The organism is Epilithonimonas arachidiradicis (assembly GCF_003610695.1).
Classification (GTDB): Bacteria; Bacteroidota; Bacteroidia; order Flavobacteriales; family Weeksellaceae; genus Epilithonimonas; species Epilithonimonas arachidiradicis.
This window is the reverse complement of record NZ_RAQH01000001.1, coordinates 407,540-430,437: the sequence shown is the minus strand read 5'-3', so window position 1 is coordinate 430,437 and position 22,898 is coordinate 407,540. Positions and strand designations below refer to the sequence as shown.

Here is a 22,898-nt window from a genome sequence, read left to right as displayed (position 1 = left end):
GTTGAGTTTAGAATTTGTAATTCAAGCTGAGAGACAACGTTCTAAGTCTCTGTGGCGTCACTGTAGACCAACCTGAGAAATACTTTTTATTGGCAATATTATCCAATTTTAGAATGATGCTGTAGCGGTCTTCTGTATAAGAAAGTGAGGAGTTCATAATGATGTAGCTTGGTAATGGAAATGCACCCGTGCCACCTCTATTAAGCGTGTAAAAACGACTTGCAGAATTTCCACCGAAACCGATTCCGAAATTTTTCAATACACCTTGCTGAAATTTGTAAGTACCCCAAAAGTTAATGAGATTCTTTGGTCCTGCCTCTTCTGTACGATATCCTACATAAGTGGGATCACCTTTTTTAACATTACTGTCATTATAACTATATCCAGCAATGATATTCATCCCAGTAATTGGACTTCCTAAAAAGCTTATTTCAAAACCTTTACTTTCCACCTCTCCGCCTTGGATGCTGTTGTTTTGCTGAAAAGGATCAGGCATAATTTTGTCCTTTACCAAGATGTTATAATAACTTGCTGTGATAGAAAATTTATCGCCTGCCAAATTCGCTTTCGTTCCTACTTCCCATTGATTAGCGTGTTCTGGATCGAAATAGGCCCAGTATTTTGAACCATCAGCATTTGTATTTTCTACAGGATCAACATTTTGAAAACCATTCATATAATTTGCAAATACACTGACTTTATCCTGAATTGGCTGGTAAACTAAGCCCAATTTAGGAGAAAAAGTTGTGGTTTCTTTAGATTCTTGTGTTGAATATGCTGTAGGTTGACCTGTAAAATGATCGATCCTCATGCTTAACATCGCAGATAAATTAGGTAGAATATTCACAACATCTGAGATATATGCACTGTAGATTTTCGTCTGAAAGTTTCCGGATGCTGCGCCAGACTCAGCCAAAACTTTGTCCACAGCAGATGTTGTGAGTGTAGTTGGTTGGTCTGGGGCGACTGTATCAGTTTGATTGACAATATCTACATTGCCATAACCCATCCAGCCTGTTCCGCCTAAGACAAATTCTCTTTCAAAATAATCAAGACCTACAAGCAATTTATTTTTAACATTACCAAAATTAAAAATACCTACAAAATTTTGCTGAATACCCGTGGTATTAGTTTCTCCTCCAGCTTTCGATATCTGTCTTAGAAAATCTTTGCCATTGGACAAATCCCAAAGATAAGAGTAGTAACCATCAGTTTTTGTATTACTTCTTGATATAATGGTTGTAGATTTCCATTGGTCAGAAATTTTATATTGCGCCTGTGCTTGTAAATTAAAAGTATAGTTATTGATAGTCAGATCATTACTTGTATAAGACTTTTTGTAATTGTCTTTGAAGACCCCAATAGAATTAAAAGTTAAAGCATTTCCTCTGTTTAGAAATATCATTGGTGCGTTAGATGATTCGCCAGTTTTAATTTCGGTATTGATGTAGAAGGTCAAGCGATCATTAGCTACAAATTTTACAGACGGTGCCACATAAAAAGATTCATTGAAGCCTGCGTCCTGAAATGTATTGTTTTTCTGATACGCTGTGTTGATTCTTGCATACAAACTTTTGCTCAATGGAACATTCACATCGGCTGTGATTCTGTTCAGACCATAGCTTCCGGTCACATAATTAACTTCACCACCAAAATAATTGTATGGTTTTTTCGTAATAACGTTAATCAAACCACCGTAGGAAATGACACTTCCGCCATATAAAGTTCCAGATGGGCCTTTTATAGCTTCGATTGTTTCGATCCCAGCTGGATCCAATGTTCCATTACTTAAACTTGGCATTCCATTAACTAGACTTGGCTGTAAAGAGAAACCTCTCATTGTGTAATATTCGCCACCGTCGTTTCCTCTACCTGTTGATTCCCATAATCTTGCAATACCAGTGACATTTTTAAGAGCGTCATTGAAGTTAGTGACAACCTGTTCTTTGATAACGTTCTTGTTGACCGTGTTGTAAACCTGAGGATTTTCAATCTCTTTCAAAGGCATTTTATTCACAGATTCTCTATCTCTGGTAATGTAACCGTGAACTATAACTTCATCAATATCATTAGACTTCTTAATCGTGTCATTTTCCTGTGCATAAGCCAAAGTGGAAACCAATACCACAGCACTCACAACTAGTTTCTTCATTTTTAATGGAATAATTTTGTGCAAATATATTATTTTTAATTGTTCTAAATTAACAACAATTGTGATTTTTGTCAGATTATTAAGAATTATTCCAAATAAAAATCCCGCTGATTGCTCAACAGGATTGTAATTTATGATTCTAACTAATGTTATGCAGGGATTTCTCCTTTATATAAGAATGATACAATCTCTTTATTCACTTTGTCCACCATTTCGCTGAATAGGTAAAAAGATTCTTGTTTATAAATAACCAACGGGTCTTTTTGTTCGTAAACTGCACCTTGCGAAGAGCGTCTCAGGTCATCCATCTCTCTCAAGTGGGTTTTCCAGTTCTCATCAATAATCGCTAATGAGATGTTCTTTTCGAAATCTGTAATAAGCGATTCACATTTGGTTTCGTACGCTTCCTTCAAATCTGTTACGATGGTCATCGTCTTAGCACCATCGCTGAAAGGCACCTGGATCATCTTGAACATAGAACCCTGGTTAAGGTAAACATTCTCAATAATTGGATAAGCATTTTCTTTCAATAGATTCAATCTCAGGTCGTAATCTTCCTTGGCTTTTTTGAAAACGATATCCGTTAAAGCAGGAATCTGAGTGCTGGAAAATTCGGCTTCCGTCACCGGCGCTTCCATTGTGAAATGTTTGATAATCTCGAATTCGAAATCTTTATAATTTCCAGTTGCTTTAGCTTGAGAAACAATCGCTGCAGCAGTGTCGTAAATCATATTCACGATGTCATACTTCAGGTGATCACCGAACAAAGCATTCTTTCTTCTTTTATAAATAACATCACGCTGCTTGTTCATCACATCATCATACTCCAGCAATCTTTTTCTAACCCCAAAGTTATTCTCTTCCACCTTCTTTTGCGCTCTTTCGATAGACTTGGAAATCATAGAATGCTGAATCACTTCACCTTCCTTATGACCCATTCTGTCCATCATTTTAGCAATTCTCTCGGAACCGAAAAGACGCATCAGATTATCTTCCAAAGATACATAGAACTGCGAGCTTCCCGGGTCACCCTGACGTCCGGCTCTACCTCTCAGCTGTCTGTCCACACGGCGGGAATCGTGTCTTTCCGTACCGATGATGGCCAAACCGCCGGCATCTTTAACTTCAGCTTTCAGCTTGATATCGGTACCTCTACCAGCCATATTGGTTGCAATGGTTACTACGCCTGGTCCACCGGCTCCGGCTACAATCTCCGCTTCTTTTTTGTGAAGTTTCGCATTAAGAACCTGGTGTTGGATTTTTCTTAATTGTAATGCTCTGGAAAGTAACTGAGAAATCTCAACAGAAGTCGTTCCCACCAAAACAGGTCTTCCTGCTGAGGTTAGTCTTTCGATTTCTTCGATCACAGCGTTGTATTTTTCACGATTGGTTTTGAAAACCAAATCCTGTCTGTCATCTCTCTGGATTGGTCTGTTGGTAGGAATTACCACCACATCCAGTTTATAAATCTGCCAGAATTCTCCCGCTTCGGTTTCCGCCGTTCCGGTCATACCGGCCAGCTTGTTGTACATACGGAAATAGTTCTGCAATGTAATCGTCGCAAATGTCTGAGTTGCTGCTTCGATTTTTACATTTTCCTTCGCTTCAATTGCCTGGTGAAGTCCGTCTGAGTAACGACGACCGTCCATAATACGACCCGTCTGCTCATCCACGATTTTAACTTCGCCGTCAATGACCACATACTCGTCATCTTTTTCGAATAATGTGTACGCTTTCAGCAATTGGTTCATCGTGTGAACACGCTCAGATTTCACTGCGAAATCTCTGTACAATTCCTCTTTTGCAGCAAATTCTTCTTCCTTGGTTAGGTTTTTCTTTTCGACTTCGGCAATTTCTGTCGCGATATCAGGAAGGACGAAGAAGTTTTGATCCTCGTTACCCGCCGACATATATTCTACACCTTTGTCAGTCAAATCGATTTGATTATTTTTCTCATCGATAACGAAATAAAGGTCCTTGTCTACGATTGGCATATCGCGGTTGTTGTCTGCCATATACTGACCTTCCACCTTCTGAAGCAAGGCTCGGTTTCCACTTTCGGACAAGAATTTAATCAACTGTCTGTTTTTCGGAAGACCTCTGTATGCCTGAAGTAATTTGAATCCACCTTCTTTGGTATTGCCGTTGGCAATCAGTTTTTTAGCTTCGTTGAAAATGGCAGAAACTGTTTTTTTCTGAACTTCAACAATTCTGTCTATTGAAGGTTTAAGAACATCAAATTCCTGTCTGTCGCCCTGAGGGACAGGACCAGAAATAATCAATGGTGTTCTGGCATCATCAATCAAAACAGAATCCACCTCATCGACAATGGCAAAATTCAATTCGCCCTGAACCAGTTCCGTTGGGTTGGTTACCATATTATCTCTAAGATAATCGAAACCGAATTCGTTATTGGTTCCGTAAGTGATGCTTGCCTGATAAGCTTTTCTTCTGGAGTCTGAATTAGGCTGATGATTATCAATACAATCAATCGTCAACCCGTGGAATTGATACAATGGCCCCATCCACGCAGAGTCTCTTTTTGCTAGATAATCGTTAACGGTTACAACGTGAACACCTCTTCCCGGCAAAGCGTTAAGGTAAATTGGGAGTGTTCCAACCAAAGTTTTACCTTCACCGGTTGCCATTTCTGCAATTTTTCCGGAATGTAATACGACACCACCAATGAACTGCGTGTCATAATGAACCATATCCCAAACTACAGGTGTTCCGGCTGCATCCCAAGAGTTTTTCCAGACAGCGGTATCGCCATCCAGCACTACAAAATCTTTCGTAGCAGCCAACTCGCGGTCTCTGTCTGTTGCAGTCACGCGGATTTCTCCGTTTTGTGCCAAACGTCTTGAGGTTTCCTTTACCAAAGCAAAAGCTTCCGGAAGGATCTCATTAAGAACCTTTTCTTCCACCTCGTAGGACTCTTTTTTCAGACCTTCGATTTTGTTGAAAAGCGATTCTTTTTCGTCAACGTTGGTAGAGTTTTTTATCTGCTCTTTTATTTCGTCGATTTGGGATGTAAACTTAGCAGTTGCAGATTTTATTTTTTCTTGAAATTCTGCGGTTTTGGCTCTCAATCCATCATCAGATAATGACTGGATGTTAGGTTCAACTGCTTTGATTTTTGTGACAACTTTTTTTACTTCTTTTAAATCTTTTGCATTTTTGTCTCCCAAAAAACTTTTAAGAACGGTATTTAAAAAACTCATAAATTTCTGATTTATGCTTTGAAACCATTGTTCAAAGCGTTTGAATTACACTTGTTGTGTGATATATTTTGAAGCTTTGATGTAAAGCTTATCGACGATTAATACTCGTCTTCGTTCCAAAGATAATCCTCGTCTGTAGGATAATCGCTCCAGATTTCGTCGATCGCATCGTAGATTTCTCCTTCGTCCTCAATAGCCTGAAGGTTTTCCACAACTTCCATTGGCGCTCCGGTACGGATAGCGTAGTCGATCAATTCTGCCTTGGTCATCGGCCAAGGTGCATCACTTAAATATGAAGCTAATTCTAATGTCCAATACATAATTAAATTTTTTGCAAAAGTAAAAAATTAGGTGATATTTTATATATGTTTCTACTGATTTTCAATAATATTTAAAAATAATTTCATTTAAATTTTAAATGATCATGCTATCAGCGATTCATTAATGCCGATTTCCCAAAAACCATTCCACAAATTTTTTTGTGCCATTTTGGAAGTTTGTTGTCGGTTTATAGCCAATCAGAGACTTTGCCTTTGTAATGTCAGCATTAGTTTTTAGGACATCTCCCGGTTGCATTGGTAGCATCTTTTTATGGGCTTTTTTGTCCAATATAGTTTCCAGAGTAGAAAGCATTTGATCAAGAGTAACAACTTCGCTTTCTCCAAGGTTCAGGATTTCATAGACTTTTTCATTGTCTTCCAGATATTTTATAGACTTAAGAATCCCGTCAATAATATCATCTATAAAGGTGTAATCTCTTGCAGTAGAACCGTCGCCGTAGAAAGGAATTTCTTGATTCTCGGAGATCAACTTAGCGAATTTGTGAATTGCCAAATCCGGTCTCTGTCTCGGTCCATAAACCGTAAAAAACCTTAGCTGAATCATATCGATATGATAAAGATGATGATAAACGTGTCCTAAGATTTCGCCGCTTTTTTTGGTTGCTGCGTAAGGGGAAATTGGATTATCTACGTTATCAGATTCAGAAAACGGAATCTTTTCATTATTGCCATAAACGCTTGATGATGAGGCACAAATGAATTTTTTAATTCCAGATTCTTTACAAAGTTCCCAAAGATTCATTGTACCGCGAACGTTAACCGCTTCATAATCCAAAGGTCTTTCAATAGAAGGACGAACGCCTGCCAAAGCGGCCAAATGGATAACCAGATCAATGTTATGCTTTTTGAATATTTCCTCAAGACCTTCTTTGTCACGGATATCTTGATAATAAAGTTGATAAAACTCTGACTTTGTATAAGATATGAGGCTGCTAATGTCAGCTTGTTTATCAGTAAACCTAAACTCAATTTTATTATTTAAAGAATCTAAAGTGTTTTGGACTTTAATTTTATAATCATAAAAATCGTCGAAGTTGTCAATGTTGATGACAGAATGTCCGTTTTTTAAAAGATTCTCTATTAAGTGTGAACCTATAAAACCGCTTCCTCCGGTTACAAGATATTTCATAAAACTGATTGTGTTGCGAATATAAGGATTTTGTGATATTTTTTTGGATTCAAAGCTTTCATTACTTACATTTATTCAAAATATTTAAAAGGCTCAAAAATGCAATTCTCCGGACAAATTTTAAAAATGATTTCCCAAAACGGACAACCGATTCAATATTATCTTAATCTCAGAGGTGATTTGATTAATATGAATCAGCTTTTCGGGAAAGAACTCCACATCAAGCATATCGGCTACGAATGTGTGAATTGTGGAAGCGATGAAAAAGTCTACCGAATGGGATTTTGTAAAAAATGCTTTTTCGAAAGTCCTTATGCGAGTGACACAATCATTCGTCCGGAATTATCGACGGCGCATCTGGGCGTAGCAGAGAGAGATTTGGAAATCGAGAAAGAAATACAATTAGTTCCGCACATTGTTTATCTGGCTTACACCGGTGATGTGAAGGTGGGTGTGACAAGAGAATATCAGATCCCGACACGATGGATTGACCAGGGTGCCACTTTCGCTTTGCCAATTGCAGTTACGGACAACCGCTATGAAGCCGGGATGATTGAGGTTGAACTGAAAAAACATATTGCTGACAAAACCAATCCGAAAAAAATGCTTCAGGATGATTATGAAGATACTTTAGATTTGATTGATTTCCGAAATAAGATTGCAGAATACTTTCCCAACGATTTCAAGAAATTTGCAGTAACGGAAGATAACGTTGTAAAGTTAGATTTTCCTTATGAGAAACCGGAGAAAATCAATGTTTTTACGCTGGACAAAAAGCCTGAGTTCAATGGAGTTTTGAAAGGCATCAAAGGACAATATCTTCAGTTTGAGGGAGACGATTTTATCAATGTCAGAGGACACGAAGGTTATGTGATAGAATTGAATCTGTAAAATGGAACGGTTTTTAGTAATCAATTAATTAGAAAAAAAATGGATGAAAAAAACTTTAAAAATTTGCGGAATAGTTCTTGGAAGTATTTTGCTTCTCATATTGATTGTCAACATCGGGTTCAGTCTTTGGCTGAAATATAAATTGCCCGATTACCTTAAAAACAAAACACCTTACGAGATCTCTTACCAATCTCTGAATGTCGAAATATTAAGCGGAAGCATCTCTGCCAATCAAATCAAAGTCAAAACAAAACAACCAAATAATCTGGAGCGCATAGCTTTGGATGGTTCTTTGGAAGGATTGAATATCAGTAGATTAAGTATTATTCAATTTTTGAAAAATGACAGAATAGAAGCTAATTCTATCAAGCTTACAAAACCTAATCTACAGGTCCGATTAGCAAAACCAAAAGTCGACAAAACCGGGAAAAATCCAATTCCGTTTACTATCAAAAATATTGAAATTGAGAACGGAAATATTGGAATCAAAAAGTCGGATCAGACGCAATTATTCTCCGCAAAAGATCTCAATCTTGATGTCAAGAATCTAAGTCTTAATCAAAATCCCAATGAGCTGCCTTTTGCTCTGGATAGCTATAATATTACGGCGAAAGATTTCTTTTTTCGTCTGGATCAGGTCTATTCCATCTCATGTTCTGATATCACAACTAACAATGGAAAGTTAGAAATCACTGATTTTGAAATGAAATCTTTGGTTGATTTCAAAAATTGGGAACAAAGCTTCAGAAGCCAGAAAAGTTTGTTTGGAATCAAAAGTAAAAGCCTGATTTTCGATGAACTGGTTTTTAGCAAAACAAATTTGAGCCTGAAAAATGCGAAGATCAAAGATCCCGAATTTGTGATTCAGAACCGTGACAATAAGGTTGTTAAAACGAATAAAGAGAAATCTCAATTCGACCTGAATTTCGAAAATGTTGATATTCTTAATGGTAAATTATCGATTCTGAAAGCGAACGGAAAGAAGACGCTTTCCATTGCAAAATTTGATGCTAACATCAAAAGTTTTCTGATGAACGAAGACACTTCAAAAAACAAATTGCCCTTCAGTTATCAGGATTATAAAATTACCGGCAGTCAGTTTTTTTATGATGCCGGAAAATATTATACGATGGATTTGTCAAGCTTCAATATGACTTCGCAACATATTGATTTAATGAATTTTAAATTAAATCCGAAAGTTACAAGGGCAGCGTTTGTAAGAATGATCCCGATGGAAAATGATTTGTTTGATATTTCTGCAAAAAGAATTCAGCTAAATGGATTGAAATGGAAATTTGAAAAGGATCAGCCGGATATTTTGCTAAAAGAAGCAAGATTAACGAATGTTGACGCCAATATTTTCAGAAGTAAAATACCAAAAGATAATCCGAAGGAAAAGCTACTATATTCTAAATTACTGAGATCAATTAAATTCCCTTTAGTAGTTGAAAATCTGAACCTTGTACAGTCCAAACTCGTGTACGAAGAAGATAAGCCAGATTCTAATGGACCAGGAAAAGTTTTCTTCACGAATTTCAATATGAATGTTAAAAACCTCAATTCAAATAAACGAAAAGGTGCGAATACCAAAGTTCCGATTGTCATCAATTGCAGGTTTATGGACGCATCACCAATGAAAGTGAATTGGAATTTTGATACGGCTAATATGCGTGATAATTTCACAATTGGAGGTTATATCAATCATCTTCCGGCTAATGACATCAACCCATTCATCAAACCTTATATGAACATCACTGCGACCGGGACGATTACAGGACTCAATTTCGATTTCAAAGGGAATAATGACATTATGAACGGAAAATTCCGAATTACGCACAAAGATCTGAAAGTGACTATTCTGGATAAAAATACCAAGGAGAAAAAGAAATTCTTATCAGCTGTTGCTAATCTCGTTGTAAAGAAGGATTCTAAAAAATTCCCCGAGTCTGTGGACATCTATGTTGAAAGAAACAAGCAGCGTTCGTTCTTCAACTTCTATTGGAAAGGAATCGAAGACGGACTGAAGAAATCTCTTTTGGTAATTAAAATCGACTAAAAAATAAAGCTTTTCTTAAAAATAGAAAAGCTTTATTTATATATTAATTCAAATTAAAAATCGAATTCTTCTCTTTCTTCTGTCGGAAGTGACTTTAGGAATTGATCAAATTCCGGACCTGTATAATTACTATTGGCGCCGTAAGAATCGATAATCATCGCTTTGTTGCCATAGACATCCTCGACTAAGTAGAGTGCAATATTATCGTCCGGATCACTTGCACCTTCGAATCTGTAAACACGGATGATTTTGAGATCTTCTGCATGATAAGACTTTTCGGTCCCGCTGATAACAAATTTTTTATCCTCTGTCATTCTTACTTCATCTGTAATTCCTTTCTCTCTTAGCTTCTCCATCACCTGTGAGAGCGTTAGCATTGGTTTTGGGCTCATAATAATATTTTTTTGGATTGATAACCAAACACCATCAAATCGTGAACCAAAAAAAGACTTCACAAATTTTGTAAAGTCTTAAAAAAATAAAAGTTATGAAAAATTAATTGTCCTTCTCTTCTTCACTGATTAGGATAATTATTTGTTGACCTTGTAACGTTTGTCAGGAGTTCCGTCCTTTTTCAACGTTTTTGCGGCTTTATATCTTTTGTCCGGAGTTCCGTCTTTTTTCAGTTTAACATCAGGCGTGTTCGCTACTTTCGCAGCTTGTGCTTCCACGGATTTTGTTGCTTTTCTCTCTGTTTTTTGAGCTTGTTTTTTTGCAGTTGGAGCTGCTGGTGCTGTTTGAGCTGTAGCCATTCCTAATCCGAATGTTAACAGCAATGTTGTAAGTAGATTTTTCATTTTATTGTCGTTTTGGTTCAACAAATTTATATTATTAATTGATTTAAAATTAAGAATAAAAAACTTTAACCAGAAATTATAACAACTTAAAAACGGCTTAAAAATTTTTAATTTGATTTCTCCCTTAAGAATGGGGGAAATTAAAGTTAGATTAAAAATTATAACGATACGCTAAACTAAAGTTGAGGAATATGGCTTTTGAGTAATAGTCGGCGATATCAGGGTTTTGATTTCCGATTTTAGCATTATAGAAATTAAGCTTGGTTCCGAATACCACTTGTTGATGACCTTCGTTATCAATTGTATAGATAGCTTTAGCCCCGAAATTTAATCCGCCATTTCCTTCAGAAAATTTACCAGAATTATCCAGATAAGGGCTTTTCATCCGGTAAGTGCTGTAACCTACGATTTCTTCCACAAAAAAGTCTTCCGTGATTTTGTCTTTGTGGAAAGCATACCAATCAAAATTGTTCATTGAAGGCGCACCTAGATAACCGAATTTTTCAGCATTTTTGACATTGGCTAAGAAGTAAGTATATTCTACTCCAAGTCCGAAATTTTTATAAAGATTCAAATTTCCGCCAATCCCGAAACCATAAAAATAATCAAAAGTGTCTTTGAGAAAATTATCGCCAAGTACGGTCATTATTTTCACGTGAGGATCTATAGACGACCTGACATTCTCTGTCCAATCCTGCTTTTTTCTTCTCTGAGAAAAAGTCGAAACCGAAATTATGGCTAAAGAAAAGAGTAAAAATTTCTTCATTATTTCAAGGTAATATCATTGAAGATAACGTAAGTCACACCATCCGGAATCTCAATGCTCAGGGAATCGCTGGAGATTTTACAGCCTGGCGTATCGGTAGAAAAGGATTTGATTTTAAAATCCTTGAGTTGAAGTTTGTAAGCGCCTTTGTCATAAGGTCCGGCCAAAACAAAACTCCCGCTTTCTTTCGGAAAACTTTCTGCAATTATTTTTTTATCGACGACAAGATGAATAGGATCTTCTAAAAATTTCCCATCAGAATAAGTGAATTTTCCTTCCACATAAGCACGGAAAATGTTTGCGTCATCATCTTTACATTGTATGAAAAGAATAGATAACAGGCAGAAGATGGCTTGTATTTTGAAACTGAATTTCAAATGCTCATAGTTTAAGGTCGTAAAATTAAAACTAATTTTTTTGAAAAATAGTATCTTTGCCACGCAAATAACGGTTCCGAAATTTTCTCGGAATCGCTTTTTGCGTTTATACCTACATTAAATGGAATTAAAAAAAATCAATCAAAATCTTTTGCCAGACTTGCTTCAGAAACAATTCGGGAACGAGATTTTTTCACAGATATCAAAACATCAGCACATTTCGGTCAAAGGAAGTGCAGGTTCTGCGGTTTCAATTCTCGCTTCGGAATTGTTTCTGACTCAGAACAAAACCATTCTTTATTTGGTGGATGATAAAGAAGATGCGCTTTACATCAATGCGGAAATGGAAGATTTGTTGGGAAGCGACAACGTTCTTTACTTTCCGGCAACACATCTTGAGCCATATCAAATCGAGAAAACCCAGAATGCGAATCTGGTTCTGAGAACTGAAGTCATCAATAAACTCAATTCCGGAAAATCTCCGAAAGTGATTGTTGCTTTTATTGGTGCATTGTCAGAAAAAGTTCTGAAGAAAGAAGATTTCAAAGCGATTTCTCATCAGATAAAAGTGGGCGACCAACTGGATTTTGATTTTGTGGATGAGTTGCTGAACCATTATCAATTCAACCAAACAGATTTTGTTTCCGAGCCGGGAGAGTTTTCCGTTCGTGGCGGGATTGTCGATGTTTTTTCTTTTTCTAATGAGAAGCCTTTCCGAATCACATTTTTTGGAAATGAGGTCGAAAGCATCAAAACCTTTGATATCGAATCGCAGCTTTCTTTGGATAAGATTGATGAATTCCAGTTGGTTTCCAATATGAATTTTTCGGTTTCAGGGACCAAAGTTTCTTTGTTTGAACTATTACCGGAAGACAGTTTTATAGTTTCAAAGAATCTTTACCTTTCCACCAAAAGAATCAGAGATTTTTATGAAAAAGCATTAGAGAAATTCGAAACGCTGAGCAAAGACATCAAACATAGAAGTCCAGACGAATTATTTATTTCTGAGCCTGAATTTCAGAATAAATTAATCAAATTCAAAACGATAGATTTCAGTTCTCAAACTTTCAAACTCCCAAATTCTCTAACTCTCGAACTTAGCCAGACACAACAACCAAGTTTCCATAAAAACTTTGAATTGCTGATTCAGGATTTGGAGGAAAAACAAAGTCAAGGTTTTGACACCTGGATTTCATTTTCAAGTGAAAAACAAAAAGAAAGATTAGAATCGATTTTTGAGGAATTAGAGCACGAGATTCCGTTCAAAAGCTTCAAATCGGAATTGCACGAAGGTTTTGTAGATTCTGATAATAAGATTCTGATTTATACAGACCATCAGATTTTTGACCGTTATCAAAGATATCAATCCAAGAATACATTTGCGAAGTCAGAGCAATTAACACTCAAAGATTTGATGTCTTTGAAAGTTGGTGATTATATTGCACATATCGACCACGGCATTGGGAAATTTATGGGTTTGGTAAAAGTCAATAACGACGGGAAAATTCAGGAATGCTTCAAACTGACTTACAAAAATGGCGATTTGCTTTACGTAAGTATCCATTCACTTCATAAAATTTCGAAATATAACGGACCTGAAGGAAGAGAAATCGTTCTTAGTAAACTCGGTTCGCCAGCCTGGAAATCATTAAAACAAAAAACAAAAGCGAGAGTTAAGCAGATTGCTTTTGATTTGATAAAACTCTATGCGGAAAGAAAAACTGCAAAAGGCTTCCAGTATTCGCCGGATTCTTACCTTCAAAATGAGTTGGAAGCGAGCTTTCTTTACGAAGATACGCCAGACCAGGAAAAAGCAACGCTGGATGTGAAACAGGATATGGAAGCAGAAGGTGTGATGGACCGGTTGATTTGCGGTGACGTTGGATTCGGGAAAACGGAAGTAGCGATTCGCGCAGCGTTTAAAGCAGCGACCGACGGAAAACAGGTTGCGATTCTGGTTCCGACAACGATTCTGGCTTTCCAGCATTACAGAAGTTTCAAAGAACGATTGAAGGATTTTCCTGTTAATATTTCTTACTTAAACAGATTCCGGACAGCCAAACAGAAATCGGAAACCAAAGAAGGTCTTAAAAATGGTAAAATTGACATTGTCATCGGGACTCACCAGTTGGTTGGAAAAGATATCAAGTTCAAGGATTTAGGTTTATTGATTATTGATGAGGAACATAAGTTTGGTGTTTCTGTTAAAGACAAATTGAAAACGCTAAAAACCGATGTTGACACCTTAACATTGACTGCGACGCCAATCCCGAGAACTTTGCAATTTTCATTAATGGCGGCGAGAGATTTGTCGGTGATTAAAACGCCGCCGCCTAACCGTCAACCTGTGGAAACGCAAATCATTGGATTCAATGAAGAAATTTTGCGTGATGCGATTTCTTATGAATTGCAGAGAGACGGACAGGTTTATTTCATCAATAACCGAATCGAAAATCTTAAAGATATTGCAGGACTGATCCAAAGATTGGTTCCTGATGCAAGAATCATTACTGGTCACGGACAGATGGACGGGAAACAAATGGAAACCAACATCCTCGACTTTATGGAAGGAAAATATGATGTTCTCGTTTCTACAACGATTGTAGAATCCGGCGTGGATGTCCCAAACGCAAATACTATTTTCATCAATGATGCGCAACGATTCGGGATGGCAGATCTGCACCAGATGCGTGGAAGAGTTGGGCGAAGCAACAGAAAAGCATTTTGTTACCTGATAACGCCGCCGTTCGATATGATGACGTCTGATGCGAGAAAACGTCTGGAAGCGATTGAGCAATTCTCGGATTTGGGAAGTGGTTTCCAGATTGCGATGAAGGATCTGGAAATCCGAGGCGCAGGTGATTTGTTGGGCGGAGAACAGAGTGGATTCATCAACGAAATGGGCTTTGAGACGTATCAGAAAATGATGCAGGAAGCTTTGGAAGAACTCAAAGATGATGAGAATTTTGAGAATCTTTTCGAAAATGAAGAAGATAGAAACAAACTTTTCAAATCCACAAAGGAAGTTAATATCGATACAGATTTGGAATTGATGTTGCCAGATGATTACGTGAGTTCAACGGAAGAACGTTTGTCGCTTTATCAAAAGTTAGCAGATATTCAGAATGCTAAAGAGTTACAACAATTTGAAAATGAGCTGACAGACCGATTCGGAAAACTGCCGGATGAAGCGATTAATCTTTTGAAATCTGTGGAACTGAAATGGCTGGCGGCTGAAATTGGATTTGATAAATTGGTGGTGAAGAATAAAGTGTTTCTTGGTTATTTCCCAGCGAATCCTCAAGACAAATTCTATCAAAGCGAGAAATTCAAAAAAATCATATCTTATCTTACACAAAATCCTGCAGAAGCTACGTTAAAAGAAAAGAACAACCAGCTGATGATGCGAAAAGATAATGTGACAAATGTGGATGAAGTGAACCTGGTTTTGAATAGGATTTTGGCTTAGAATTGATTATATTTGATTAATAAAATTGGAGAGATGAATACTGATTTACAGATACAAAATAAAAAATTGGAATTAATCCAATGGTTATCTACAATTGAAGATTTGAGTTTTCTTGAAAAGATTTCGGATTTGATATCTCGCGAAAGAAAAAAAGACTGGGCAGATGAAATTTCTGATGCCGAAAAAAAATCCATCGAAAAAGGAATTGCTCAAGCGGATGAAGGTAGATTAAATCCACATTCGAAAGCAAGGGAAATCTATGGAAAAAGACTTTGAGATTTTATGGACTGATTTAGCTCTGGAAGAACTGGCGCAGACTGTTGAATATTTGGAACAGGAGTTTACAGATAAGGAAATCGATAACTTGGGAAACGAGATTGAGAGAATCCTGTCTATTATCACACAAAACCCTGAAATTTTTCCTTACTCGGACAAGTATAAAATTAGAAAGGTTGTTATACTAAAGTTTAATAGTTTATATTACAGGATCTTAAATGATAAAATCGAGATTGTTTCATTCTTTTCCAATAGACAGAACCCTGAAAACAGAAACATATAACTTCTTTGAATTTTAAATTTTATGAATGTTTGTTACGTTAATCCGGTGGAAAGAAAATTTATTCAGTTAACTTTCATAATATTTAGCTACCTCTGCAATGCCCAGACCCTAAAATACCATTATGACAAAGAAATGACCTTCTTCAGTGAGGTGGATAATAAGGCTGGTATTTCAGTAAAATTTAATTCTAAAGATCAATCAGTTCCTGTTTATTCGATAGATTACAATTCTGATAAGAAATATATTAGAAATACCATTAATTTCTATTATGCTTACCGGAAAAACATTTACAGAATGGATGGTGTTTTATACAACAAAAAGTATGTTTCGGGCAATGGTTTCCGCACTTATAGTGCTTCGTCGCCAATCCGATATTTTAAAAAAGCATCCGATACGTTGTATGATTACAAATCGTATAAAAATCTTGAGAAAAGAATCGCAACAGATAAAGACGGAACCAAAATAGAACTGTTTATTGCAAATCTAAAAGACAATATCGATTATTCTGAACCGGCATTGTTTTATCTCTCGGAACATTATGGGATTTCACCAGGCTTAGGAAAAGGCGAGGTTGTGGTCTATGCCAATTATATTTTTAATAATAATTACAGTTCGGCAAATTTTGTACAGCTTAATGATATTAATGAGGATGTCTACTTCAACAAAGAACAAATCGAATCTCTCATTGATGACAACTACAACGAGTTTTCCAAGAGAATAATGCCGGTTAAAAATCCTACTTATTGTTCTGTTATACCATTTGGGAGTAATGTAGATAAGAAAACCATAGAGGAAATACAAAGCTTTTTATCCGAGATGTGTGAGTATTTCGAATTGTGGAGTAAATATGAAACGAACGATCAGTTCAAAAAATATTACGATTCTGAGGTCAACAGAAGAGCAGAAATCTATAAGAATAACGGTGAACTCAATGAGAAGCAGCTGAAAGTTTATATTGATGAACTCAGTCAACTTAAGAACCTGAATTCTGAAGAAAATTTTGATTTCAACTAAATAAATCCTGCCTCTCAAAAATTACCTGAACATTTATTTTAAAAAATTAACTTTGCAAACACAAACAAAACAATGAAAAATATACTTTATTATATATTCGGATTTTTTATTCTGTCCTCTTGCAGTCCCAGTCAAGATGAAAATGGTGATTTCTTACAAGGCGTTGAGTATGGTACGGGTACTAATACAGGAGGAGGCAATGGTGGATCGACCACAACTAGGTTTTTAAGTAAAGTTTCTGGTATTGATTCTGACGGAGAAAGAACGACTGTAGATTATATCTATACGGGAAGCAAACTTACATCAGTTAAAAGTCAATTTGACGATGGTAATGAAAATGCCGTTCTGACATACAATAGCAATAATCAGATTATACATATGGATATTACCAATGTAGAATCTGGCGATACAAGACTGACGAAACTGGATTTAGTTTATGATTCTGGGAAATTAAAATCTGTCAGCGGAACTACAGAATCTGGTGGAACACTTCTGTATAAATCAACAACAGATGTAACATACAGTGGTGAAAAAGTTACAAAGGTTCTAACTAAAATGAATGCTGAAGATCCTGATAATCCTGGACAATTCATTTTAGAATATGAAGTGACAAGTAATCTGACTTATGCAGGAAATAATATTTCTAACTGGAAATTGGCGACAACTTCTGCAAGTGGCGGTCCTATTACAATTCCGCCAATTGTTATTGAATCTGCATTAAGCAACTATGATACGAACAAAAATCCTTTTGCTTCGTTACCTTTAGCTTACAATATTTTATCAACGCATTATAATACTTCTAATCAAGGTATGTTAGGGCTTTCTGCAAATAACTACAAAACTGTCAAAGTTACAACAATGGGAATGTCACAATCTCTTACAATGACATATCAATACAACTCTGATAGCTATCCTACAGAGATGACTTCTAATGCCGGGGATAAATTAAATTTCCTATATAAATAATGAAATATCTTATTGTCGGCATCGGGAACAAAGGAGAAGAATATGCAGAAACCCGACATAATATCGGTTTCAAAGTTGCTGAAAAGATCGCTGAAAAGATCGAAGCACCTTTCAAATCTTCTAATTTCGGACTTTTGGCTGAAGGTAAATATAAAGGCAGAAAAGTCTTTGTTCTAAAACCTGATACTTACGTAAATCTTTCCGGAAACGCCGTTAAATTCTGGATGCAGAAGGAAAATATTCCGTTAGAAAACATTTTGATCATTACCGATGATCTGGCTCTGCCTTTTGGCTCTCTGAGAATGAAAATGAAAGGTTCTGATGCCGGTCATAATGGGCTGAAAAGTATTCAGTCACAACTCAATACCCAAAATTACACCAGATTAAGATTTGGGATTTCTGCCGATTTCCCGGAAGGAAAACAAGCAGATTACGTTCTCGGAAAATGGAATGCTGAAGAACAAGACAAACTCCCTGAGAGAATTGAGAAGTTTTCTCAGGCGGCTTTATCTTTTGTTTTTGCCGGTGTGCAGAATACGATGACAGCTTACAATGGGAAATAAGCAAGCCGGATAATAAATTACCCGGCCTACTACCCTAATTGTATGAAGAAAAAATATTTCCTATAACCAAGTTACAACGCCAGTTTCTACGTCGTAATTTGCACCCACGATTTTGATTTTACCTTCGTCTTCCAGCCTTTTCAAAGTTGAGCTTTGCTTTCTGATGTCTTCAATTGCGTGCTTTACATTGTGGTGATTCAGTCTTTCCAGAAGGTCTTCGTTCTTGGAAGAGCGCTCCTCACCCTCTTTAATGATATTTTTGATGATTGGGTCAAAGTGTCCAATCAAATGATTCAGGTTATCCATTCCCATTCCTTCGATGGCTGCTGCGTCCAGACCACCTTTCAGTGCACCGCATTTGGAGTGTCCAAGAACCACTACCAGTTTAGAACCAGCTACATTACAGCCAAATTCCATTGAGCCAAGAATATCCTGATTCACAAAGTTACCTGCGATTCTTACACTGAAGATGTCTCCAAGGCCTTGATCAAAAATCAACTCAGCAGAAGTACGGCTGTCGATACAGCTCAAAATAACAGCAAATGGCCATTGTCCTGCACGCGTTGCATTCACCTGCTCCAGAAGATCTCTGTTTGCTTTCAGGTTGTTGACGAATCTTGCATTACCTTCTTTAAGGATTTCCAATGCTTTTTCCGGAGTAATGGTTGCCTGCGTTTCTGATGTATGTGCTTTCATATTTTTAAAATGTTTAAATATTTGTGTTTTTTGACTGTTAAAATTTAATAATAAATAATTTGGTTACATTGCTCTTTTGTGGTTCACCACCACGTGAGAATCCTGATCGCTCGCATAATCTCTATACGAGGTTTTGAATCCCACCAGTTCTACTTCTATATCCTCTTCTTTTGCTCTTACATTGGCAAAATCCTGAATCATTTCCAATACATCTGTTGTTATATATGAAGTCGTCTTGGCATCGATAATTACCTTGGAACCAGACTTGATATTCTTCAATGTTTTTTTGATTGCCGCCTTGTTCAGGAAAGAAACTTCTTCTGCCAATTTGATGGTGATCTCATCGGCATCGTTCAATGTTTCTCTGCTCAGGTAATAAGCACGTTTCATATTGCCTTGCAGGATATAAATAATTGAAATCAATAATCCAATCCCAACACCTTTCAGCAAATCCGTTGCCACAACAGCCACTACGGTTGCCACGAATGGGATAAACTGATATTTTCCGTTGTGCCAAAAATGCTTGAATGTAGCTGGTTTTGCCAATTTGTAACCAACCAAAATCAATACCGCTGCTAAGGTTGCTAACGGAATCAAATTCAATATGACCGGAATTGTCAAAACACAAATCAATAAAAGAACACCGTGGATGATGGCAGAAAGTTTGGATGTTGCACCCGCACTGGCATTGGCAGAACTTCTTACAACTACCGATGTCATCGGTAATCCTCCAATAAATGAGCTGATCAAATTCCCAATTCCCTGTGCTTTCAGCTCCAGGTTGGTGTCAGTGATTCTCCTTCTCACATCCAGCCTGTCGGAAGCTTCGATACAAAGTAAAGTCTCAATAGATGCTACAATTGCAATCGTTGCGCCTGTGATCCAAACTTTTGGATTGGTGAATCCTGCAAAGTCAGGAAACGTTATTAGGTTTTTGAATTCGTCCAATGTCGTTGGAACAGGAAGCGTTACTAAATGCTCGGGGGAAATGGCCAATGAACTTCCCGACAATTTGAAAAATTCATTAATCAAAATCCCCGCGATCACAGCGACTAATGCGCCCGGTAATAACTTCATTCTTTTCAGCGCAGTCACATTATCCCAAGCCAATAGAATTCCCATTGAGATTAAGGTTACAATGACCGCTCCAGGATGAATCGCTGCTAATAATTCTGAAAAGTAGCCGACATTAAATCCATTATCGAATAACGACTGATGCCCTTCATAATCTTTATCAAAGCCCACTGCGTGTGACAGCTGCTTCAAAATAATAATGATTCCGATACCGGCCAACATTCCTTCGATAACGTTGTTCGGAAAATAATTCGAAATACTACCAGCTCTGATAAAACCCAGAATCAACTGTATCACTCCGGCAATAATCCCGGCACAAAGAAATAACTCAAATGCGCCAATATCGGTAATGGCTACTAAAATAATTGCTGTAAGACCAGCTGCCGGTCCGGAAACCGAGATGTTGGAATTACTGATTGATCCCACTACAATACCCCCAACAATACCTGCAAGAATACCCGATAGTGGAGGAGCTCCGGATGCCAATGCAATTCCTAAGCATAATGGTAATGCCACAAGAAATACGACAAGACCGGATGGAAAGTTCTCTTTGATTCCTCCAAACAAAGATTGTGACTTTTTCATAAGAAAATAATAAGTTTGACTGATGCTGTTGCCCGACCTAAAAGGCAACTTCATCAATATAAATAACAGATGTAATTGATAACCAACACGAGTTGATTAAAATGAATTCAAAAAACAGCAGGTGCTCTTCGCTGTGTGATTACAGCCAATGCCCGAACGTTTTCTGAGAAAAACCAGAATGTTATTTATGCTTCCGGAGGTGGAGAGAATATGCTGAGAGATGGCGGGAAATATAACGTAGATTCCCAGCTTACAGCGATTTTGTTGTGTGTATCCGCTTCATAAAACTTCAGGAAATCATGGATATCCATTGTTTTAGGAATGGTTTTTTCGTAAAGAACGATAGTGTTGCTGGAGTGCGACTCTTCCTCGCTGATGACAACATTGGTTCTAGGCAGTTCCCAGCCAAACATTGCGGCTAATCCCGGAAGAGCCGTAAAATTGAGAAAGACCGTTAATGTTATAATACTCCAAAATTTCATATACGCTTTAATGAACTATTTTTTTCTGCTCATCACCCAATCAGAATCTGTCAAGTTGTAGATCTTCTGAATGTCTTTTAATATCTTTTCAAAATCGATTTCTAGGTCGATTATTTTTCCTGTTCTGAGGTCGAACACCCAGCCGTGAACAACGGGCTGCTCTTCCAAAATATAACGTTCCTGTACGCAAGCCATCTTGATGACGTTGATGCATTGCTCCTGAACATTCAGTTCCACCAGGCGGTCATATCTTTTGGCTTCATCTTCTATAGCGTCCAGCTCTACCTGATGCAGTCTGTACACATCCCGGATGTTTCTCAGCCAAGGATTCAGTAGACCGAGATCCTGTGATGTCATTGCCGCTTTAACACCGCCACAGTTGTAATGGCCACATACGATAATGTGCTTCACCTTCAGATGTTCTACTGCGTACTGAATGACCGCTGTTGAACTCATATCCAAAGTGTTGATGACATTGGCTACATTTCTGTGAACAAACACCTCGCCCGGTTCTGCGCCCATCATATCTTCTGCCGTTACCCGGCTGTCGGAACATCCGATGTAGAGATATTCGGGGTTTTGTGTTTTGGCGAGTTGATGAAAATATTCCGGATTATCCGAGATTTTAGCCTCTACCCACTTCTTGTTGTTCTCAAAAATAGCTTCGTACGACTTTGCCATTTAATGGTAATTTAATGTTATTTATTTCGTTGAAATCATTTCCGATTTCAATAGACCGAATCAATAACAATACAAAAATAAAGGTTTACAGCGTAATAAACTAATATTTAACAAACTTTTAATATTAAGAATTTATTATTTTCAGTTCAGACCCGGAAACAGATAAAAAAAATCAGCCGTAAGGAATCCTACGACTGATTCTGTTTAAGAAACAGTTCCTGCATACTGAGAGTTGGAAGCTGTTTCGCCATCTTCTGTCCGGAAAGCGATCCAGATATGAAGCGGTTTACTCTGAAAGTTGACTGGCAGGCTAACCGTGTAAGCGGCATCGTAACGTTTGGCGGCATTCTCTACAAACATAGAGATGTCTTCATCCTTAATAGCCACCAGAATCTGTGCAAAATCGTTTTCTCTTTCGGTGTTGCCTGCAGCATTATCCTGCCAGGTGACTTCCAGCGTACCAGCTGTGGCCAGGTTCAAAGCAAGCGGAACCGGTGCTAAGAGGGTGCCCTTGGAAAAAGAAAGCATGGGATAGTCTGGTGTGATGGTGGCATCTGCATAATTGATCTTGAAGTTTTCCATCAGATTGGTCATGGCCAGGTTGTAAGAGGATTTCATCCCCATACGCGTTCCAAAATATTTGCAGGCGTAACCACGGTAGGACTGCATAAAAAGGGCACATTTTTTCATCCGGTTCTGAATCAGAAGCTGTTTGACAGTTGGTTGCCCCGAGCGTTTTTTGGGACGAACTCTGGAGATTTCGTTTCCGGAGACATTGGCTACTACGATACGCCCTGTGCGTCCTGAAGTGCCTGATAGTAATGAGTCATATAATTTTCCCATAATTGATGTTTTTTTAATTAATGATTTGTTAAAAGTTGTTTGTGTCAGCTGATGGGTCAAAAGTATCGAGGTGTAACGACAGAAGTTGACGTGATTTATTTTTTTTAATTTTTTTAATGCAAGGGCGCTTCGCTCATCAAGGCATTTTTATTTTTAAGCGGGCTTCGAGAGCCTCAGCCTGGCAGTGTTATGCTACTGGATTATTGGAGGTTTTTTTTTAACGCAAAGGCGCAAGC

At 37.4% G+C, this 22,898-nt stretch carries 21 protein-coding genes; 8 read left to right on the top strand and 13 right to left on the bottom strand.

Going from position 1 to position 22,898, the window contains the following annotated elements:
* Nucleotides 1-7: 7 nt before the first annotated feature.
* The 4 genes from BXY58_RS02080 to BXY58_RS02065 form a co-directional block, all read right to left on the bottom strand.
* Entirely contained in the window at nt 8-2,152 is a 2,145-nt protein-coding gene (locus tag BXY58_RS02080; protein ID WP_120212140.1) for a TonB-dependent siderophore receptor, read from the bottom strand.
* A gap of 149 nt (nt 2,153-2,301) precedes the next feature.
* Nucleotides 2,302-5,373 (bottom strand): preprotein translocase subunit SecA, encoded by a 3,072-nt coding sequence (gene secA / locus BXY58_RS02075; RefSeq protein ID WP_120212139.1) that lies wholly within the window; start codon nt 5,371-5,373, stop codon nt 2,302-2,304.
* A 98-nt stretch (nt 5,374-5,471) separates the two neighbouring features.
* Nucleotides 5,472-5,693, bottom strand: coding sequence for a DUF2795 domain-containing protein (locus tag BXY58_RS02070; protein ID WP_027382805.1), 222 nt, complete (start codon nt 5,691-5,693; stop codon nt 5,472-5,474).
* Nucleotides 5,694-5,814: 121 nt separating this feature from the next.
* A complete protein-coding gene (locus BXY58_RS02065) occupies nt 5,815-6,843 on the bottom strand; it encodes a GDP-mannose 4,6-dehydratase (RefSeq protein WP_120212138.1) in 1,029 nt (342 codons plus the stop codon).
* A gap of 99 nt (nt 6,844-6,942) precedes the next feature.
* Here BXY58_RS02065 and BXY58_RS02060 point away from each other — a divergent pair, with 99 nt between their 5' ends.
* Together BXY58_RS02060 and BXY58_RS02055 are read left to right on the top strand one after the other, a co-directional pair.
* A complete protein-coding gene (locus BXY58_RS02060; protein ID WP_120212137.1) occupies nt 6,943-7,734 on the top strand; it encodes a DUF2797 domain-containing protein in 792 nt (263 codons plus the stop codon).
* Nucleotides 7,735-7,777: 43 nt separating this feature from the next.
* Nucleotides 7,778-9,790: a hypothetical protein gene (locus tag BXY58_RS02055; protein WP_120212136.1), complete on the top strand. Its 2,013-nt coding sequence runs from the start codon at nt 7,778-7,780 to the stop codon at nt 9,788-9,790.
* Between the two features lie 53 nt (nt 9,791-9,843).
* Here BXY58_RS02055 and BXY58_RS02050 read toward each other — a convergent pair whose 3' ends face one another.
* From BXY58_RS02050 to BXY58_RS02035, 4 genes are all read right to left on the bottom strand, one after another.
* Nucleotides 9,844-10,182, bottom strand: a complete 339-nt coding sequence (locus tag BXY58_RS02050) for a hypothetical protein (protein WP_120212519.1) — start codon at nt 10,180-10,182, stop codon at nt 9,844-9,846.
* Nucleotides 10,183-10,320: 138 nt separating this feature from the next.
* The gene (locus tag BXY58_RS02045; RefSeq protein WP_120212135.1) at nt 10,321-10,587 is read right to left on the bottom strand and encodes a hypothetical protein; all 267 of its coding nucleotides are present in this window, start codon (nt 10,585-10,587) and stop codon (nt 10,321-10,323) included.
* 151 nt (nt 10,588-10,738) lie between these two features.
* Nucleotides 10,739-11,353 carry a hypothetical protein gene (locus tag BXY58_RS02040; RefSeq protein WP_120212134.1) on the bottom strand — a complete coding sequence of 205 codons (615 nt, stop codon included), beginning with the start codon at nt 11,351-11,353 and terminating at the stop codon, nt 10,739-10,741.
* Entirely contained in the window at nt 11,353-11,730 is a 378-nt protein-coding gene (locus BXY58_RS02035; RefSeq protein ID WP_120212133.1) for a hypothetical protein, read from the bottom strand. Before BXY58_RS02035 ends, BXY58_RS02040 begins: the two co-directional genes overlap by 1 nt.
* 121 nt (nt 11,731-11,851) lie before the next feature.
* Between BXY58_RS02035 and mfd the strand changes: the two genes are divergently transcribed.
* The 6 genes from mfd to pth all read left to right on the top strand — a co-directional run bounded on the left by mfd (nt 11,852) and on the right by pth (nt 18,301).
* Nucleotides 11,852-15,199, top strand: coding sequence for a transcription-repair coupling factor (mfd, locus tag BXY58_RS02030; RefSeq protein ID WP_120212132.1), 3,348 nt, complete (start codon nt 11,852-11,854; stop codon nt 15,197-15,199).
* A gap of 33 nt (nt 15,200-15,232) precedes the next feature.
* The gene (locus BXY58_RS02025; RefSeq protein ID WP_120212518.1) at nt 15,233-15,475 is read left to right on the top strand and encodes a hypothetical protein; all 243 of its coding nucleotides are present in this window, start codon (nt 15,233-15,235) and stop codon (nt 15,473-15,475) included.
* Nucleotides 15,459-15,758, top strand: a complete 300-nt coding sequence (locus BXY58_RS02020) for a type II toxin-antitoxin system RelE/ParE family toxin (protein ID WP_120212131.1) — start codon at nt 15,459-15,461, stop codon at nt 15,756-15,758. Before BXY58_RS02025 ends, BXY58_RS02020 begins: the two co-directional genes overlap by 17 nt.
* Before the next feature lie 21 nt (nt 15,759-15,779).
* Entirely contained in the window at nt 15,780-16,772 is a 993-nt protein-coding gene (locus BXY58_RS02015) for a hypothetical protein (RefSeq protein ID WP_120212130.1), read from the top strand.
* 72 nt (nt 16,773-16,844) lie between these two features.
* Nucleotides 16,845-17,738: a hypothetical protein gene (locus BXY58_RS02010; RefSeq protein WP_120212129.1), complete on the top strand. Its 894-nt coding sequence runs from the start codon at nt 16,845-16,847 to the stop codon at nt 17,736-17,738.
* Complete coding sequence (gene pth, locus BXY58_RS02005; RefSeq protein ID WP_120212128.1) at nt 17,738-18,301, top strand: aminoacyl-tRNA hydrolase; 564 nt, start codon at nt 17,738-17,740, stop codon at nt 18,299-18,301. The genes BXY58_RS02010 and pth overlap by 1 nt, the downstream gene beginning before the upstream one ends.
* 60 nt (nt 18,302-18,361) lie before the next feature.
* Here pth and BXY58_RS02000 read toward each other — a convergent pair whose 3' ends face one another.
* The 5 genes from BXY58_RS02000 to BXY58_RS01980 form a co-directional block, all read right to left on the bottom strand.
* The gene (locus BXY58_RS02000) at nt 18,362-18,997 is read right to left on the bottom strand and encodes a carbonic anhydrase (RefSeq protein ID WP_120212127.1); all 636 of its coding nucleotides are present in this window, start codon (nt 18,995-18,997) and stop codon (nt 18,362-18,364) included.
* Between the two features lie 63 nt (nt 18,998-19,060).
* Nucleotides 19,061-20,656: a SulP family inorganic anion transporter gene (locus BXY58_RS01995; protein WP_120212517.1), complete on the bottom strand. Its 1,596-nt coding sequence runs from the start codon at nt 20,654-20,656 to the stop codon at nt 19,061-19,063.
* 185 nt (nt 20,657-20,841) lie between these two features.
* Nucleotides 20,842-21,138: a hypothetical protein gene (locus BXY58_RS01990; protein WP_120212126.1), complete on the bottom strand. Its 297-nt coding sequence runs from the start codon at nt 21,136-21,138 to the stop codon at nt 20,842-20,844.
* Between the two features lie 15 nt (nt 21,139-21,153).
* Nucleotides 21,154-21,819 (bottom strand): carbonic anhydrase, encoded by a 666-nt coding sequence (locus BXY58_RS01985; RefSeq protein ID WP_120212125.1) that lies wholly within the window; start codon nt 21,817-21,819, stop codon nt 21,154-21,156.
* Between the two features lie 204 nt (nt 21,820-22,023).
* A complete protein-coding gene (locus BXY58_RS01980) occupies nt 22,024-22,662 on the bottom strand; it encodes a DUF6266 family protein (RefSeq protein WP_120212124.1) in 639 nt (212 codons plus the stop codon).
* Between the last annotated feature and the right edge of the window lie 236 nt (nt 22,663-22,898).

Excerpts from the sequence above, each read along its gene's own strand:
- BXY58_RS02020 (WP_120212131.1), top strand. The coding sequence starts at position 15,459 with ATGGAAAAAGACTTTGAGATTTTATGGACTGATTTAGCTCTGGAAGAA.
- BXY58_RS02060 (WP_120212137.1), top strand. The coding sequence starts at position 6,943 with ATGCAATTCTCCGGACAAATTTTAAAAATGATTTCCCAAAACGGACAA.
- BXY58_RS02070 (WP_027382805.1), bottom strand. The coding sequence starts at position 5,693 with ATGTATTGGACATTAGAATTAGCTTCATATTTAAGTGATGCACCTTGG.
- BXY58_RS02040 (WP_120212134.1), bottom strand. The coding sequence starts at position 11,353 with ATGAAGAAATTTTTACTCTTTTCTTTAGCCATAATTTCGGTTTCGACT.
- BXY58_RS02055 (WP_120212136.1), top strand. The coding sequence starts at position 7,778 with ATGAAAAAAACTTTAAAAATTTGCGGAATAGTTCTTGGAAGTATTTTG.
- BXY58_RS01995 (WP_120212517.1), bottom strand. The coding sequence starts at position 20,656 with ATGAAAAAGTCACAATCTTTGTTTGGAGGAATCAAAGAGAACTTTCCA.
- BXY58_RS01990 (WP_120212126.1), bottom strand. The coding sequence starts at position 21,138 with ATGAAATTTTGGAGTATTATAACATTAACGGTCTTTCTCAATTTTACG.
- pth (WP_120212128.1), top strand. The coding sequence starts at position 17,738 with ATGAAATATCTTATTGTCGGCATCGGGAACAAAGGAGAAGAATATGCA.
- secA (WP_120212139.1), bottom strand. The coding sequence starts at position 5,373 with ATGAGTTTTTTAAATACCGTTCTTAAAAGTTTTTTGGGAGACAAAAAT.
- BXY58_RS02065 (WP_120212138.1), bottom strand. The coding sequence starts at position 6,843 with ATGAAATATCTTGTAACCGGAGGAAGCGGTTTTATAGGTTCACACTTA.
- BXY58_RS02045 (WP_120212135.1), bottom strand. The coding sequence starts at position 10,587 with ATGAAAAATCTACTTACAACATTGCTGTTAACATTCGGATTAGGAATG.
- BXY58_RS02025 (WP_120212518.1), top strand. The coding sequence starts at position 15,233 with ATGAATACTGATTTACAGATACAAAATAAAAAATTGGAATTAATCCAA.
- BXY58_RS02050 (WP_120212519.1), bottom strand. The coding sequence starts at position 10,182 with ATGAGCCCAAAACCAATGCTAACGCTCTCACAGGTGATGGAGAAGCTA.
- BXY58_RS02000 (WP_120212127.1), bottom strand. The coding sequence starts at position 18,997 with ATGAAAGCACATACATCAGAAACGCAGGCAACCATTACTCCGGAAAAA.
- BXY58_RS02080 (WP_120212140.1), bottom strand. The coding sequence starts at position 2,152 with ATGAAGAAACTAGTTGTGAGTGCTGTGGTATTGGTTTCCACTTTGGCT.
- mfd (WP_120212132.1), top strand. The coding sequence starts at position 11,852 with ATGGAATTAAAAAAAATCAATCAAAATCTTTTGCCAGACTTGCTTCAG.
- BXY58_RS01980 (WP_120212124.1), bottom strand. The coding sequence starts at position 22,662 with ATGGGAAAATTATATGACTCATTACTATCAGGCACTTCAGGACGCACA.
- BXY58_RS02010 (WP_120212129.1), top strand. The coding sequence starts at position 16,845 with ATGAAAAATATACTTTATTATATATTCGGATTTTTTATTCTGTCCTCT.
- BXY58_RS01985 (WP_120212125.1), bottom strand. The coding sequence starts at position 21,819 with ATGGCAAAGTCGTACGAAGCTATTTTTGAGAACAACAAGAAGTGGGTA.
- BXY58_RS02015 (WP_120212130.1), top strand. The coding sequence starts at position 15,780 with ATGAATGTTTGTTACGTTAATCCGGTGGAAAGAAAATTTATTCAGTTA.